The 14,453-nt window shown below is 72.6% G+C and carries 12 protein-coding genes; 9 read left to right on the top strand and 3 right to left on the bottom strand.

All coding sequences use genetic code 11. The features are described from left to right. Positions 1-108 precede the first annotated feature (108 nt). A complete protein-coding gene (locus tag ACIQRL_RS13685) occupies positions 109-1,635 on the top strand; it encodes an NCS1 family nucleobase:cation symporter-1 (protein ID WP_401331113.1) in 1,527 nt (508 codons plus the stop codon). A 78-nt stretch (positions 1,636-1,713) separates the two neighbouring features. Here the strand turns inward: ACIQRL_RS13685 and ACIQRL_RS13680 are convergent, their stop codons facing one another. Together ACIQRL_RS13680 and ACIQRL_RS13675 are read right to left on the bottom strand one after the other, a co-directional pair. Next, entirely contained in the window at positions 1,714-2,376 is a 663-nt protein-coding gene (locus tag ACIQRL_RS13680) for a hypothetical protein (protein WP_401331111.1), read from the bottom strand. A 221-nt stretch (positions 2,377-2,597) separates the two neighbouring features. Continuing rightward, positions 2,598-3,605 (bottom strand): carboxymuconolactone decarboxylase family protein, encoded by a 1,008-nt coding sequence (locus ACIQRL_RS13675; RefSeq protein WP_401331109.1) that lies wholly within the window; start codon positions 3,603-3,605, stop codon positions 2,598-2,600. A gap of 214 nt (positions 3,606-3,819) precedes the next feature. On the opposite strand from ACIQRL_RS13675, the gene ACIQRL_RS13670 reads away from it, so the two are divergent. The 8 genes from ACIQRL_RS13670 (at position 3,820) to ACIQRL_RS13635 (ending at position 12,766) form a co-directional block, all read left to right on the top strand. Next, entirely contained in the window at positions 3,820-4,932 is a 1,113-nt protein-coding gene (locus ACIQRL_RS13670; RefSeq protein WP_401331107.1) for a sensor histidine kinase, read from the top strand. Beyond that, positions 4,929-5,633, top strand: a complete 705-nt coding sequence (locus ACIQRL_RS13665; RefSeq protein ID WP_401331105.1) for a response regulator — start codon at positions 4,929-4,931, stop codon at positions 5,631-5,633. The genes ACIQRL_RS13670 and ACIQRL_RS13665 overlap by 4 nt, the downstream gene beginning before the upstream one ends. 35 nt (positions 5,634-5,668) lie before the next feature. Beyond that, complete coding sequence (locus tag ACIQRL_RS13660) at positions 5,669-6,454, top strand: DUF4232 domain-containing protein (protein ID WP_401331103.1); 786 nt, start codon at positions 5,669-5,671, stop codon at positions 6,452-6,454. 100 nt (positions 6,455-6,554) lie between these two features. Then, positions 6,555-7,646, top strand: a complete 1,092-nt coding sequence (locus ACIQRL_RS13655) for a hypothetical protein (RefSeq protein WP_401331101.1) — start codon at positions 6,555-6,557, stop codon at positions 7,644-7,646. A 43-nt stretch (positions 7,647-7,689) separates the two neighbouring features. Continuing rightward, the gene (locus tag ACIQRL_RS13650; protein WP_401331099.1) at positions 7,690-9,513 is read left to right on the top strand and encodes a gamma-glutamyltransferase family protein; all 1,824 of its coding nucleotides are present in this window, start codon (positions 7,690-7,692) and stop codon (positions 9,511-9,513) included. A 223-nt stretch (positions 9,514-9,736) separates the two neighbouring features. Further along, entirely contained in the window at positions 9,737-10,606 is an 870-nt protein-coding gene (locus ACIQRL_RS13645; protein WP_401331097.1) for an inositol monophosphatase family protein, read from the top strand. A gap of 244 nt (positions 10,607-10,850) precedes the next feature. Further along, positions 10,851-12,260 (top strand): phytoene desaturase family protein, encoded by a 1,410-nt coding sequence (locus tag ACIQRL_RS13640; protein ID WP_401331095.1) that lies wholly within the window; start codon positions 10,851-10,853, stop codon positions 12,258-12,260. Continuing rightward, on the top strand, positions 12,257-12,766 hold the full coding sequence (locus tag ACIQRL_RS13635) for an O-acetyl-ADP-ribose deacetylase (protein ID WP_401331093.1): 510 nt from the start codon (positions 12,257-12,259) through the stop codon (positions 12,764-12,766). Before ACIQRL_RS13640 ends, ACIQRL_RS13635 begins: the two co-directional genes overlap by 4 nt. 714 nt (positions 12,767-13,480) lie before the next feature. Here ACIQRL_RS13635 and ACIQRL_RS13630 read toward each other — a convergent pair. Then, positions 13,481-14,452, bottom strand: coding sequence for an endonuclease/exonuclease/phosphatase family protein (locus tag ACIQRL_RS13630; RefSeq protein WP_401331091.1), 972 nt, complete (start codon positions 14,450-14,452; stop codon positions 13,481-13,483). Position 14,453 lies beyond the last annotated feature (1 nt).

Here is a 14,453-nt window from a genome sequence, read left to right as displayed (position 1 = left end):
TCTCCCCTTCCCGCCGTCCCGGGAAGGGGACCAGGGCGCTCCCCGCGCACCCCCCGCAGTCCGTCCCCGCACGGCCTTTCCCGTCACTCCTCATTGATTGGCCTGCTCATGACAGAAACCGTCCCCCCGGACAGCCCGCCCACCGGACAAGTCACGCTCCCCGACGGCCGGGTGGAGATCGCGCCCGACGCTCCCGCGCCCACCGGCCCCTACGCCAACGACGACCTGCTGCCGGTTCCGGTCGAGAAGCGCACCTGGACCACGTACAACTTCTCGGCCCTGTGGGTCGGCATGGCCCACAACACCGCTTCCTGGACGCTGGCTTCGGGCCTGATAGCCGTCGGCATGGACTGGAAGCAGGCCGTCCTCACCATCGCCCTCGCCAACCTGATCGTGCTCGTCCCGATGCTGCTCACCGGGCACGCGGGACCGAAGTACGGCATCCCCTTCCCGGTCTTCGCCCGCGCCTCCTTCGGGGTCCGCGGGGCCAACCTCCCCGCTGTCGTACGGGCGTTGGTGGCGTGCGGCTGGTTCGGCATCCAGACCTGGATCGGCGGCGAGGCGATCTACTTCCTCGCGGGCAAGCTCTTCGGCGACGGCTGGCGCAACGCCTCACAGGTCGGTGGCCACGCCTGGACCATGTGGCTGTCGTTCGCGATCTTCTGGGCGCTCCAAGTAGCCATCATCTACCGGGGCATGGACACCATCCGCCGGTTCGAGAACTGGGCCGCGCCCTTCGTGCTCGTCGGCGCCGGCGTGATGCTCTGGTGGATGAGCAGCAAGGCCGGCGGCTTCGGGCCGCTGCTCGACCAGCCGTCGAAGCTCGGCTGGGGCGCCGACTTCTGGAAGCTCTTCTGGCCCTCCCTGATGGGCATGATCGGCTTCTGGTCCACCCTGTCGCTGAACATCCCCGACTTCACCCGCTACGGCAAAAGCCAGAAGGCGCAGACCTGGGGGCAGGCTCTCGGCCTTCCCACCACGATGACGCTCTTCGCCTTCCTGTCCGTCATGGTCACCTCGGGCTCGCAGGCGGTGTACGGCACGGCCATCTGGGACCCGGTCCAGCTCGCCGCGAAGACGGACAACGTCGCCGGCATCATCTTCGCGCTGGTCACCGTGCTGATCGCGACACTGTCCGTGAACATCGCGGCCAACCTGGTCTCCCCGGCCTTCGACTTCTCCAACATCGCGCCCAGGAAGATCAACTTCCGTACCGGCGCGCTCGTCACCTGTGTCCTCGGCGTGCTGATCTTCCCGTGGAAGCTGTACTCCGACCCGCAGGGTTACATCTTCACCTGGCTCGGCCTGGTCGGCGGTCTGCTCGGGACGGTCGCCGGCATCCTCATCGCCGACTACTGGATCCTGCGCCGCACCAAGCTCGACCTCGCGGATCTGTACCGCACGGGCGGCCGCTACTGGTACGACGGCGGCTGGAACTGGCGGGCCGTGGCCGCCTTCGTCACGGGCGGTGTCCTGGCCGTCGGCGGCGCGGACTTCCACCCGCTGATCGACGGGCGGCCGATCCCGGCGCTGAAGTCGCTCGCCGACTACGGATGGGCGGTCGGCCTCGGCACGTCGATGGCGCTGTACCTGGTCCTGATGCTGCTGCGCGGAAAGGACAGAACCACGGTCTGACCGCGGCGACCGGAGGACGGCCAGTTCTTCTGGCCGTCCTCCGGCTCTACCGGCCGGCCTTCATTGCCGCAGTGAGGTCTACTGGCCGGCCTTCAGCGCCGCCGTCGCGTCCTTGGCCGCCTTGATGGCACCCTTGTTGATCTCTTCGGTGCCGGGCGCCTTCTTGGTCTCGAAGTCGCTGCCGTTGTAGGTGACGACCACCAGCGCGTTGGACGCCTGGACGATCACCACTCCCTCGCGGGTCTGCTGCTTGTCCTCGGTGGTGAGGTTCACCACGGAGTACGCGGAGTCACCGACCCCTGGCACCGCCCCGCCGCCGCTCTTGTCGGCCACCCGCTCCTTGTAGGCCTTCGCCGCGGCGGCGTTCGAATCCTTGATCTCGTAGGAGACGTCGAGCCAGCGGTAGTCGAAGCCCTTCAGCGCGTTCCACGAGCAGGTGCGGCGCAGCGCCTTGTCGGTCGACGCGATCTCCTGGCCGGCCGTCTTGGCGCCGGGGACCAGGGACTTGATCGTCGCGACCTGGATGCCGCTGCACGGGGCGGGCGACGCGGCGAACGTCTTGACGGCAGCTGAGGCCGACGGAGTCGACGCCGAGCCGGATGTCTGCTTCTGCGTAGATGTGTCCTCGGCGTTGGGGGTCGCTGCGGACGGGCCGGCGGCCAGGGCCCAGCCCGCGGAGGCGAGCAGAGCGACCGGCAACAGGCGCGCGGCGAGCGCGAGCGGCAGAGGAAGAGAACCCAAAGCGCACTTCTCGTGGGGGATGGTGCGGAGATGGTCCGCACTGCGGACGGGACGCCAGTGTCACACGAGACGCTGTGGTGCGAAAGGGCCAACAGGTTTCATGCCCGTGTCATGACAGTGACTCACCTTGGCGCCGATTGGCTGATGCTGTGGCAAGATGTCTGTTTTGTTCGACCTGCTGATCGCTTCACTCTCCGTGTCCCGTCGCATCGCGATCACGACTACCGCTTCGCGGTCCGGACCGGGAGGGCCCGCTCGACGCGGTCGACGGCCGCGAACGCGCCGTAGGCCACGAGACGCACCATGCAGCCGTCGGAATGATCAGGTGTGCGCCAGGCCGCCACGTCCTCGTCCGTGACGCGGTACGGGGCGAGGGCGGCCAGCAGAGCCAGTCGCGCGCCGGGGCGCGAACGGTCCGGGAGACCCTCCCACGCGAGCGACGGATGCGCGCCGTCCCACCCCTGCAGCGTTTCCCGTACGAGGGCACGGTCCGCCTCGTCGAGCAGCGCTCCGCCCGCGGTGGCGGCGTCGCGAAGGGCCGCGTAGGCGGGGCCGACGGTACTGCCCCGCGCCCAGCCGGGACCGGGCCCCGGGGCGTCGAGCAGCGTGAGACCCGCACCCGGGACGGGCCGCCGGCGCACCGTCCTGGCCAGCGACCGGCCGCCCAGACTCCGCACCGCCCGGAACCGCTGCGCATGGCCCGGAAGGAGGCTCTCGGTCAACAGCGCCGACGCGATCCGGTTGATGAAGTGGAAGGTGAGCATGGTGCCGATGTACGCGGAGGCGTGCGCGGCGGGGAACGGATACGGCGTCAACTCCGGTGTCCCGGGCGTCCGGCTGGCCCGGCCCCAGGCCAGCACGCGCGCCTGCCCCTCGTCGGACGGTGTCTCTCCGCGCGCGATCGCCTCGGCGAGGGAGTGGTCCCCCGTCGCGTGCAGCAGCATCGTGTGCGCGTCCACGCAGAAGGGGCACCGGTTGGCCAACGACACGCCGAGCGCCGCGAGTTCCTTCCCGGTCCGGTCGCCCTCGCCCGCGATCAGCGACTCCCGCATCAACGCCCAGGTGGCGGCGAGGAGTTCGGGTGCGGACGAAAGGACGACGAAGGTGGCCGGACGCTCCATGCCGAAGTCCGAGGCGAGCTGGGCGTAGACGTCGGCGGTCACCCCGGTGGCGGACTTCCGCGCGGGCGGGGCGGTGTACCTGAAAGGGGTGGCGAGGGACAGGGCCATGGGTGCCTCCTGAGGGGACCGGATGGTTGCCGGGCGAACGGCGGCCGCGGTCCACGATGGCCCGGGGGAGGCGTCGCGGGCGTCGTACGGGCGAGGGTGATCCTGGCTGCCCCGGTCGGCCCGGTGCCCGGCGCCGACTACTCCGGCGGGAGTAGCCGGACATCCGTCCACAGGTCTGACGCGGTGGCCGGCACGCCCGCATAGAGTGCCGTACATGCAGCTCGACCAGGTCGTCCGCGGGCGTCCGGCCGACGCGGCCCTCGCGGTCGTGGTCGGCGCCCTCGTGGTGACCGCGGCCGCGTTCGGCGACGGCGCGACCCCCCTCGACTACACCCTGATCACCGTAGGTTCGCTGGCACTGGCGGCCTACCGCAGCGCCCCGCGCGCCGTCCTGGCGATCACCACCGCCACCACGACGGGGTACGTCGTGCACGCCCACCCCGGCACCCTGTCCGCCCTCCCCGTCCTGGGCGCGGTGCACACGGCGGCCAGAGCAGGCCACCGGGGAGTCGCGGCGCTCGCGAGTGCCGTGTACCTGGCCGGGTTCGTGGCGACCGGACCGGGGACGCGGGAAGCGGTGGAGCGGACGCTGCTGCTGGCCGGCTGGTTCCTGTGCGCCCTGGTCACGGGCCTCGCCGACCGCAACTGGCAGGCCTATCTCCGTCAGACCGAACAGCGCGCCCTGGAGGCCGAACGGACCCGGGAGGAAGTGGCGTTGCGCCGGGCAGGCGAGGAACGCCTGCGCATCGCCCGCGAGTTGCACGACTCGCTCACACACAGCATCTCGATCGTCAAGCTCCAGGCGGGAGTCGCCGTCCATCTGGCCCGCAAGCGCGGCGAGGAGGTGCCGCCCGCGCTCCTCGCCATCCAGGAGGCCGGTGGCGAGGCGATGCGCGAACTGCGCGCCACACTGGAGGTGTTGCGCACCGACGAGCCGACCGGCACACCGGCGCTGCTGGTGGAGCGGGCCCGTGCCGCGGGGCTCGCCGTGGATCTGCGGGTGACCGGCGAGGAGCGCCCGCTCGTGGCGACCGTGGACCGCGCCGCGTACCGCATCGTCCAGGAGGCCCTGACCAACGCCGCCCGGCACGCGGGCCCCGCCAAGGTGACGGTCGAACTCGGTTACTCCCCGGACGAGTTGACGATCGGCGTGCATGACGACGGCGTGGCCCGGCAGTCCCGGCCGCCCATCCCGGGCGTCGGCCTCACCGGCATGCGTGAACGCGTCACCGCACTCGGCGGCACCCTGCGGGCCGCCCCGCGCGCGGAGGGCGGCTTCTCGGTCCGGGCCGAACTGCCCCTGGAAGCACTGGAGGAGGCGCGATGATCGATCCGGGCGCGCCGAACGGGGAGGGCCGCCCGATCAGGGTCGCCCTCGTCGACGACCAGGCACTCATGCGCGCGGGATTCCGTGCCCTGCTGGACGCGGAGGAGGGCATCGAGGTGGTGGGCGAGGCGGCCGACGGGGCCCAGGGGCTCGCCCTGGTCCGTACCGAACTGCCGGATGTCGCCCTGGTCGACGTGCAGATGCCCGTGATGACGGGCATCGAGGCCACCCGTCGGATCGCCGCCGACCCGCAGCTCGCCGGAGTCCGGGTCGTCATCCTCACCAACTACGGCCTGGACGAATACGTCTTCGAGGCGCTGCGGGCCGGGGCGAGCGGATTCCTGCTCAAGGACACCGAGCCCGCCGAACTGCTCCAGGCCATCGAAGTCGTCGCCCACGGAGAGGCGTTGCTGTCGCCTTCGGTGACCCGCACCCTCATCGGGGAGTTCGTGGCCCGTCCTCCCGACCGGGCCACGGCGCCGGGCCTCGAAGGCCTCACCCGCCGCGAACGCGAGGTCACCGCGCTCGCCGCACGCGGCCTCAGCAACGAGGAGATCGCCGCGCACATGGTCATCAGCCCCCTGACGGCCAAGACCCACATCAGCCGCGCGATGACGAAGCTGGCCGCCCGCGACCGGGCTCAACTCGTGGTCTTCGCCTATGAGTCGGGCCTGGTGACGGCACGAGGGCAGGCCGGGTGACGTCCTCCGCCGAGCGTTCGTGCCATGATCGGCCCGTGATCGCGGCAAGCCCGGGACGGGCCGGCGCCCCCGTCGTCGTCGAGCTTCCGAGGCGGTCCGGCGCCCCCACCGTCGCCGTGCCTCCGCGCGGTGGCCGTACGCTCCCGGCCGTCGGTCTCCGTACGAAGTGGATCCGCCCGGTCGTCCTCGCCTGCCTGGTCGCCACGGCCACCAGCGGCTGCGGCCTGTCCGCCGAGATCGACCGTGAGCGTGACCCCGGACGGACCTCCGCCCCGGACCCGGTCCCGAGCGTTGTCGGGACCGACGCCGCCCACGCCCCGCACGCGGCCGGGACCTCCACCGGCGATCCTCTCGTCATCGTGGTGCCCGGGGCGCCGAAAGCCCTGCCGCTGCAACAGGACCGTGGCTGCCCGCCCTCCGGCCTGCGCCTCGACGCCGGACCCGTCGACGCGGCCATGGGCCTGCGCGGTATGACCCTGACCCTCACCGACTGCGGCAAGCGGCCCTACAAGGTGAACGGCCACCCGGCCGTCACCCATGTCCTGGACGGGGAGGGCGCCCCGATCACGGGCGTGCACAGCGTGGTGGGGACGGACAAGGTGCCCATGGCGCCCGCCGACCCCGGCCCGGAGCCCTTCACGCTCCACCCGGGCGACAGCGCACGGGCCGTCCTCTACTGGCGGATGGCGGCCCAGTACGGCACGTATCTGCGCGTCGCACCGCAGAAGGGGCAGGACGCGGTCATCCTGCGGCTGCCCGCCTTCCTCGACATCGGCCCGGACAACACCCTGGGGACGACGGCCTGGGCGCCCGCGTCCTGAACGTTCCGTGACCGGGTCGCCGGCCTGGTCCTTTGTTACCCGTCGAGTCCAGGACCTGCGGAAACGCGCCTTTCAGCGCCTTTCGGCGCCTTTCGGCAGGGTGCGGGCTTGTGCCGCTCGAATTCCCCGGAGCCTCCCCGGGGACGCAGCGGGCGACGTCCTCAGCGAGACCGACGCCAAGGGCGAAACCGACAACACCTACGACCAGTCGGGCGACCTGGTCCAGCAGACCGACCCGGCCATATCGATCAACGGGACCGACACGCGCGGCACGTACGCCTACGCCTACGACCTGGCCGGCAACCGCCTGACCGAGACCTCGCCCTACGGCGCCGTCACCCACCACACCTACGACGACCTGGGCCGCGACAGCAGCACCTGGGCGTACGCGTACACCTCCACCAGCGCCCAGACGAAGCAGGAGACCGACACCGCCTACGACACCGCGGGCCGCGTCGCGAGCACGACTTCCATCAGCGGCGTCACTGCCACGTACGCCTACGACGGACTGGGCCGCACCCACACCGTCGCCTGCACCACCGGCGACACCACGACCTACAGCTACGACCTGCGCGACGACGCCCTCGACGACCTCACCGCACAGACCGGCACAGGCGCCGACGCCACCACAGCCGACCGCCACTTCACACACTCACTGAACGGTCGTCCGGTGGCCTCCGCGGTCGGCAGCACCTCGGAGTACTACGACACCAACGCCCTCGGCGACGTCCTCACCACCTCCGGCCAGGCGGGCAGTTCGTCCTTCACCTACAACGCCGACGAATCCCCGCTCACCCGCACCGACGCCTCCGGCACCAGCAGCTACACCTACGACACCGATGGACGGCTGAAATCCGACACCGACGCGGCGACCGGCATCACGCTGACCTCGCAGTACAACGCACTGTCCCAGCCCAAGTCGGTCACGTACGGCAGCTCGGGCGACGTGCGCAACTTCCGGCCCGCTCCAAGATGTCCAGGAGGGGCGCCAGGCGGCCCGGCTGAGGGGGGGAAGGCAGAAGCCGTCCGTGATGCGTTGCAGTGGCGGCGGGGATTGGGGCGCATGAACCGATGGGAGCCTGTATCGGCCGGCGACTGCCCGGCGCAGCGGGGCCAACGGGGATTACATGCAGGAAGTGGAGGAAATGGTCTCGCGCCCATGTTCCCCAGAGTCTCCCCACGCCCCACTTGATGTTCGATCGCCGACCGACGTAACGCAAACCCCGAGGTGACAGATGCAGTTCACGACCCGACCCACCCTCCAGGGCACCTTCGGCATGGTGTCCTCCACGCACTGGCTCGCCTCGCAGTCCGCGATGGCCGTCCTGGAGGACGGTGGCAACGCGTACGACGCCGCCGTCGCGGCCGGTTTCGTCCTGCACGTCGTCGAGCCCCACCTCAACGGGCCCGCCGGCGAGGTCCCGATCATCCTCGCCCCGGCGGACGGTGCCCTACGGGTGCTGTGCGGACAGGGTGTCGCACCCGCCGGAGCGACGATCGCCCACTACAGGGGACTCGGTCTGGATCTCGTACCCGGCACCGGCCCGCTCGCCGCCGCCGTGCCGGGCGCGTTCGACGCCTGGATGCTGCTGCTCCGCGACCACGGCACCAAGCCGCTCGCCGACGTCCTGAAGTACGCCATCGGGTACGCCGAGGACGGGCACGCGCCCGTGGAGCGCGTCGGCGAGACCGTGGAGGCCGTACGGGAGCTGTTCGAGACGGAGTGGACCTCGTCGGCCGAGGTGTATCTGCCGGGCGGCAGGTCCCCGCGCCCCGGCGAGCTGTTCCGCAATCCGGCCCTCGCCGCGACCTGGCGACGGCTGCTCGACGAGGTCTCCGGAGCGGGGGACCGGGAGGCCGAGATCGACGCGGCGCGGGAAGTATGGCGCTCCGGCTTCATCGCCGAGGCCCTGGTCCGGCAAGCCCGCCGGCCCACCATGGACACCAGCGGCGAGCGCCGCACCGGCACCCTCACGGCCGCCGACCTGGCCGGCTGGTCCGCGACCTACGAGGCCCCGGCGACGTACGACTGGCAAGGCTGGACCCTGTGCAAGGCGGGCCCCTGGAGCCAGGGCCCGGTCCTCCTCCAGCAACTGGCGCTGCTCCCGCCCGAACTGCCCCGCTACGGTTCCGCCGAGTACGTCCACCTGCTCGTCGAGGGCTGCAAGCTCGCCATGGCCGACCGGGAGGCCTGGTACGGCGACGCGGCCGAGGTGCCGCTTCGCGAGCTGTTGTCGGAGTCCTACAACGCCACCCGGCGGGAGCTCGTCGGGGACAAGGCGTCGTACGAGCTGCGTCCCGGCAGTCCCGGCGGCCGTGATCCGCGGCTCAGCGGGCACGCGCGCGTGGTGGCCGCCGGGGAGCCCGGCTTCGACGCGCTCGCGGTGCCGGGCGCCGGTGAGCCCACCATGGCCCGCGCGGCCGCGGAACCCGAGGTGGCAGCGGACGGCGGCACCCGGGGCGACACCTGCCACCTGGACGTCGTCGACCGCTGGGGCAACATGGTCGCCGCCACCCCCAGCGGCGGCTGGCTCCAGTCCAACCCGGTCGTCCCCGAACTGGGCTTCCCGCTCGGCACCCGGCTCCAGATGGCCTGGCTGGAGGAGGGACTGCCCAACTCCCTGACCCCGGGCCGCCGGCCGCGCACCACGCTGACGCCCTCCCTGGCCCTGCGCGACGGCGTGCCGGTCATGGCGTTCGGCACCCCCGGCGGCGACCAGCAGGACCAGTGGCAGACGCACTTCTTCCTGTCCGTGGCGCTGCGCCCGCCCGTGCGCGGCGGACTCGACCTCCAGGGCGCGATCGACGCCCCGAACTGGCACAACGACAGCTTCCCCGGCTCCTTCTATCCGCGCGGTATGCGTCCGGGCAGTCTCACCGTCGAGTCCCGCACGGACGAGGCGGTCGTCGAGGAACTGCGCCGCCGGGGCCATGACGTCACGGTCGCCGAGTCCTGGTCCGAGGGCCGGCTGTGCGCGGTGGCCCGGAATCCCGCGACGGGTGTCCTGTCGGCGGGAGCCAATCCGCGCGGGATGCAGGGGTACGCGGTCGGACGGTGAGGCGCGGTCGGACGTGAGGCGGCCGACGGGCGTGCCGACGGGCCGATGCGCGTGCTGGCGGGCCGGGCGTCGGTGATCTCGGGCCGGGCGCCGGTGATCGCAGGTCGGTGGCGGTTACCGCCGGTCGGCGGGAGTGATCGTCAGCCCCGGGAATTCATGGTGATTCCACCCTGAGTACCCCGGAGGGGTGGGGATTGTCAGTGGCGCGTGCTGTCATGGAGCCATGATCGAAGACATCGAAACCATCGACGAGTTTCTCGCACACCGCGCGTCCGACGTGGAACACGCCATCCGCGAGGCCGCCGCCGCAGAGATCATGCCCCGCTTCCGGCAGCTCGCGGCGCACGAGATCGACCAGAAGTCCGGCCCGCACGACCTCGTGACGGACGCCGACCGGCTGGCCGAGAAGTACCTCACCGAGGTCCTCACCGTCCTGCTGCCCGGCTCGGTGGTCGTCGGCGAGGAGGCGGTGCACGCCGACCCCGCGAGCTACGAGGCGATCCGCGGCACGGCGCCCGTCTGGATCGTCGACCCCGTCGACGGCACCCGGCAGTTCGTGCACGGGGACTCAGGGTTCTGCACGCTGGTCGCGCTCGTGCTGGACGGCGTGGTGCACGCCTCGTGGACGTACGCGCCCGCCCGTGACGAGTTCGCCACCGCGATCCGGGGCCGGGGAGCCGTGCTCGACGGCATACCGCTGCGCTCCGGTTCGCCCGAGCCCGGCCGTGATCTCGACATCGCGACCTCCCACCCGGACTACACCACGGACGAGCAGAAGCGCGCGCTGCTCGGACTGCGGGTCGAAGGGGTCGTCCCGCGCCCGTGCGGCTCGGCAGGGCTGGAATATCTGGCCATCGCCCGCGGCGAGTTGGACGCCACCGCATTCAGTTGGGAGGCGGCCTGGGATCACGCGGCGGGGCTGCTCCTGGTCGAGGAGGCGGGCGGTGCTCATCTGACGCTCGGTGGCGAGCCGTTCCGAGTGACGGGGGGCAACGCGCTGCCGTTCACGGCGGCCCGGGACGAGGCCACGGCCCGCCGGGTGACGGGCCTGCTGACGGCCCGGACCGAACAGCAGGTGGCTGCCGGGGCCTGAGCGGGGCTCCGGGGCCTGAGCGGGGCTCCGGGGCCGGCGAGGGCTCCGGGAACGGCCAGGGCTCCGGTTCCCGTCGGGCGGGGGCCAACGGTCCGTCCGGCGGCGCCACACGGTCCGCCTGGCGGCGGCACTCGGTTCCGGGGCGTTTCCTTCCAACACCCCGGGCCGTCAAGGCTGTCAGTCCTCCGGCATATCCTGATCCTCAGTGGCCGTCGGCTGACAAAGGAGTCCGAAGGTGCCGTCGATGCTCGATACCGTCGTGGTGGGTGCGGGGCCGAACGGACTGACGGCTGCCGTGGAGCTGGCCCGCCGGGGCTTCTCCGTGGCCGTGTTCGAGGCCCGGGACACGGTGGGCGGGGGAGCGCGCACCGAAGAGCTGACCCTGCCCGGTTTCCGGCACGACCCGTGTGCGGCGGCGCATCCGCTGGGCGTCAACTCGCCCGCCTTCCGGGCGATGCCCCTGGAGCGGTACGGCCTGGAGTGGCTGCACGCCGAGCTGCCCATGGCGCACCCGTTCCCGGACGGCTCGGCGGCGGTGCTCTCGCGGTCGGTGGCCGAGACGGCGGCATCCTTCGGGCCGCGCGACGCGGGCGCGTACCGCAGGCTCGTCGCGCCGTTCCTGAGCAAGTGGGACACCCTTGCGCACGACTTCATGTCGTTGCCGCTGACCGCACTGCCGCGGGACCCGGTCACCCTCGCCCGTTTCGGTCTGGCCGGGCTGCCGCCGTCGACCTGGCTGATGCGCCGCTTCCGCGACGAGCGGGCCAAAGCCCTGTTCGCCGGTCTGGTCGCGCACGTCATCGCGCCGCTGGAGGGCGTCGGCACGGGCGCCGTCGGCCTGGTCTTCGCGCTGGCCGCGCACGCCCGGGGCTGGCCCGTGGCACGCGGCGGCTCCCAGTCCATTTCGGACGCCATCACCGCGTATCTCAAGGACCTCGGTGGCACCGTCCACACCGACTACGAGGTCAAGCGCCTCGACGATCTGCCGCCCGCGCGCGCGTACGTCTTCGACACGTCTCCCCAGGCGCTGGCCCGCATCGCGGGGTTCGGGCGGTACTACGAGGGCTACCGGTACGGGGCTGCCGCCTTCAAGATCGACTACGCGCTGGACGGGCCCGTGCCCTGGACCGCCGAGAAGGCCCGCGTCGCCGGGACGGTGCAGGTCGGGGCGAGCAGAGCGGAGATCGGTACCGCGCTGCGGGCCGCCTCGCGGGAGGGCCGGGCACCCCACGCGCCGTTCCTGATCACCGTGCAGCCGAGCGTCATGGACCCGTCCCGGGCACCCGAGGGCAAGCAGGTCTTCTGGGCGTACGGCCATGTCCCGAACGGCTGGACCGGCGACCTCACCGACGCCATCGAGCGCCAGCTGGAGCGGTTCGCGCCGGGCTTCCGGGACCGCGTACTGGCCCGCGCGACCGCCGGACCGCCCGAACTCGCGGCCCGCAACGCCAACTACGTGGGCGGCGACATCGCCTGCGGCGCCGCCTCCGGACTCCAGCTCATGCTCCGCCCCAAGCTGTCCGTCTTCCCGTACAGCACCCCGCATCCCGCCGTCTTCCTGTGCTCCTCGGCCACCCCGCCCGGTCCCGGAGTGCACGGCATGTCGGGGCACAACGCGGCGAAAGCCGTCTGGCGAAGGCTGAGGGAGTCATGACCACGATCACGCTGGTGCTGGGCGACATCACACGGCAGAGCGTCGACGCCGTCGTCAACGCGGCGAACTCCTCGCTGCTCGGCGGCGGAGGCGTCGACGGGGCCATCCACCGCCGCGGCGGCCCGGCGATCCTCGCCGACTGCCGCAGGCTGCGCGCCGGCCACTACGGCAAGGGACTGCCGACCGGCCAGGCGGTCGCCACCACCGCGGGTGACCTCGATGCCCGCTGGGTGATCCACACCGTCGGGCCTCGCTATGCACCTGGGGACGACCGGTCGGAGCTGCTGGCCTCCTGCTACCGGGAGTCGCTGCGGGTCGCCGACGAGCTCGGCGCCCGTACCGTCGCCTTCCCCGCCGTCTCCGCGGGCATCTACGGCTGGCCGATGGACGACGCGGCACGCATCGCGGTGGAGACCGTCCGGGCCGCGAAGACCGACGTCGAGGAGGTCCGCTTCGTACTCTTCGACGAACGCGCGTACGAAGCGTTCACCGGCCACCTGCGCTGACGGGCCGCAATCCGGGCCGAGCCGACTGAGCGCCCCGGGCGGCCGAGAGCCGTCGAGGCGCGGGTGCGGGTGCCGACGGTGGGCCGTGCGGGCCCGGTCGGCTGCGCGGCCCGGGTCGGTCGTGCCGCCCCCGCCGGTCGTGCGCAGGATCAGCCATGCGGCCAGGTCAGCGGTGGGCTCCGATCGGTCGCGCTGTCGGGTCGGCCGTGCGCCGGATCAGCCGTGTGGCCCGGTCAGTCGAGCCGCCGGGCCAGGCGTGGGCCCGGGCCGGCCGTTCGCCGGGCGGCCGTGGGGCCCGGGTCGGTCGTGCCGCCCCCGCCGGTCGTGCGCAGGATCAGCCATGCGGCCAGGTCAGCGGTGCGCCTCGATCGGTCGCGCCGTCGGGTCGGCCGTGCGCCGGATCAGCCGTCCGACCCGGTCGGCGTGCTGCCCGTGCCGGCCGTGGGCCGTGCCGCCGGGCCAGGCGTGGGCCCGGGCCGGCCGTTCGCCGGGCGGTCGTGCGCTCCGATCGGTCGCGCTGTCGGGTCGGCCGCGGGCTCGATCAGCGGTCCGACCCGGTCAGCATGCCGCCCCTGTCAGTCGTGCCGCCCCCCGCCAGTCGCGCCGCCGGGTCAGCCGGGGGCCATGCCAGCTGGGGGCCATGCCAGCCGGGCGCCGGGCGCCGGGCCAACTGTGGGCCCGGGCCGGCCGTTCGCCGCGCGGTCGTGGGGTCGGTTACAAGGGCAGTTCGAGCGCCAGCGGCCGGTGGTCCGAGATCGCGGTGTTCGGGGTGTGGGCGGCACCGGCCGCGCCCGCGGAGAGTCCGATGGCCAGTACATGGTCCAACTGGACGAGCGGCCGGTGTGCCGGGTAGGTGGGCGTACGGGCCAGATCCCGCCAGCCGCGCGGCGGCGGGGTGTCTCCCCGCCGGTTTCGCCGGGTTCGCCGGGTTCGCCGGGTCCACTGGAGCCCGCTGCCGCGGAACGGCCCGGGCGCGGCGAGGACCGCCCGCGGAAGCGCGCCGGGCAGGTTGAAGTCGCCGAGGAGCACCTGGGGCCGGGGCAGATCGGCGATCCAGGCGCGGACGGTGAGCAACTGGCGGATGTTCCAGCCGGGCACGAACGACAGGTGCAGGGCCACCACGGTGAACGGCCCGCGGCTCCCCTCCAGGACGGCGGCCAGCGCCGCCCGTGGCTGGTCCCTGGAGGCGGTGAGTCCACGGCGTCCGGGCGTCCGCAGCGGCATGGGGACCGGTGCCGGCGACAGCCGCCGGGCCCTCCAGTGCCGTACGGGCAGCCGGGACAGCAGCGCGATGCCGTGCGAGGGGACACCGTCCCCCACGTCGCCCGGGCCGTACACCCGCAGCCCCGGTTCGGACGGCTCCGGGACCCAGCCGCCGGCCGCCTTCGCGACGCCGTGGAACGCGGAGGCGTAGCGCCAGTACGGTGCCCCGGACCCAGCGGCGGCGGCCGACGCCTGGTCCACCCCGCCCGAACGTTCCTGCAGCCGGTCCAGCTCCTGAAGCGCCAGCACGTCCGCGTCCAGTGATACGACGGCCCGGACGAACGGCGCCTCGGGGCCGCTCCCGGCCGGGACCGAAACGGGCCTGCCGTCCGCCATCGGCCGGCCGTGCAGCACGTTGAACGTCGCGAACCGCACCCGCCCGGAGCGCGAGGGGTCGTTATGAGCCGTCTCGGAAGGTGTCATG

Origin of the sequence: Streptomyces sp. NPDC091209 (genome assembly GCF_044757755.1) — a bacterium.
Lineage (GTDB): Bacteria > Actinomycetota > Actinomycetes > Streptomycetales > Streptomycetaceae > Streptomyces.
The sequence above is the reverse complement of the archived record's forward strand: the minus strand, read 5'-3'. Positions and strand labels throughout refer to the sequence as shown.